Annotated in this window: 2 protein-coding genes; both read left to right on the top strand. The window is 45.8% G+C overall.

Going from position 1 to position 1675, the window contains the following annotated elements; all coding sequences use genetic code 11:
• Positions 1 to 673 precede the first annotated feature (673 nt).
• On the top strand, positions 674 to 1102 hold the full coding sequence (locus A3735_RS27370; RefSeq protein WP_068508270.1) for a hypothetical protein: 429 nt from the start codon (positions 674 to 676) through the stop codon (positions 1100 to 1102).
• The coding region (locus A3735_RS27365; RefSeq protein ID WP_156499967.1) for a hypothetical protein at positions 1095 to 1675 on the top strand (581 nt) is incomplete at its 3' end. The genes A3735_RS27370 and A3735_RS27365, both read left to right, overlap by 8 nt.

Raw genomic sequence — 1675 nt, 5'->3', positions numbered from 1 at the left:
ACGGAGGGCATGATCGATGCCTCTGAGCGCGGTAAAATATCTGCCATTGCTTGGGTGGTATCAGAGAAGCTAAGTAGAGAACTACGATTAGCTTTACCGAATAGTATTCAAACGCTTAGTGGCGGCTCATGTATTGAGTTTATTCCCACTGTCGCTGCAACGGACTATTTAAGTGTGCCGATTTTAAGTGGGGCCAGTAGTTTCGAGGTGGTACCTTTTGCTNGCTACGTGGATGCAAGTGTCGATACTAGCCAGGACAGAGTGGCCGTTTATAGTAATGCCGTCAGTGATGTTTATGACCTATCTGGAAGCCAGCGCGTAATTAGTAGCTTGCTTTCTAGTATTACTGCCGGCGCAACAGCCGGTGCTTTGACGATTAACTTACAATCAAGCCATCAATTTGTCAGTGACTCCCCAACTAAGCGTTTGTTTATTAGTCAGGACCCCGTGATGTTTTGTTTTAGCGGTGGCTTTCTCTATCGTTATTTTGATTATGGCTTTGATTCGACCCCTGATACCAACAAGCAAACTGTCATGGCAAATGGTGCGAATTTAGGTAGCTTTGCTTATACAGACGCCAGCCTGACTCGTAATGCTGTGGTAAATATTGCTTACAGTGTTACAGGTAGTAATGGTGAACTCCAGGCCGTAAATCAAGAGGTGCAAATTCGCAATGTACCCTAGGCAACTCCACTTTAGACAACTACACCTTAAGCAGCGAGGTATTGGACTTCCTGCGACAATATTTTTGATCGTTATTCTTGCTTTGATCGTTTTGGCAATGAGTGATCTGGCTGAAGATTCCAGTATGGGCTTTGCTCAAGACTTTGAATCTACACGAGCCTTTTACGCGGCGGAAAGCGGTGCTCAGATAGCGCTAAACAGAGTGTTCGTTGGTGGGACAACTTGTAATGATGCAATGGGGTATCTGGACTTTGATGCAGGAGGGAGTAACCCTGGCTTGGATAACTGCATTGCACAACTGATTTGCCGAATTGATACGGTGGCAGGTACAAATTATATGACATTTACAAGCACAGCGACCTGTGGAAGTGGTTTGGACCAGGCGACTCGTTCGGTGCAGGTGAGGGCTCATGATTGATAAGGATGTTTTGTTATTGTTCCGACTTATTACAAGTATATGTGTGATTGTCTGTCTGTTTACTTTCGCTAGTAGTGCTCATTCTGCAATTACTTTTGTAGCTAGTACGACTGAAGATGGCAATAACGATGATGTCACTCTTACTGTACCAGCGAGTGCTGAAGAAAATGATTTGTTATTGGTGCAGATTACTATCCGAAACAGAAGTGGTAGTGATGGGGTGACAGCGCCAGCTGGTTGGACTCAGATTAGCTCTCAAGACAGAGACGATGATGTACTCCAATCATTGTACTATCGCCTGGCTACGTCTGGCGACGCTGGGACCGGGTATAACTTTGATTTTGATGGCAATCGGAATCGGCGGTATATAGGTGGTATGTCTGTCTTTCGAGGTGTCGATACCTCCACACCAATAGATGATGAAGATTCTAGCGTAGGTATGAGTTGGTCCAGTGTGACAGCACCGTCGGTCAATACTTCAGGCTCGGGGGGAATGCTGGTGGCATTTTATACGCTTGAAGCCGGAGACGCAGCGTTTTCCGCACCTGTCGGTATGACTGAAATGTACGATAT

It is taken from the genome of Oleiphilus sp. HI0061 (assembly GCF_001635675.1).
The sequence above is the reverse complement of the archived record's forward strand: the minus strand, read 5'-3'. Positions and strand labels throughout refer to the sequence as shown.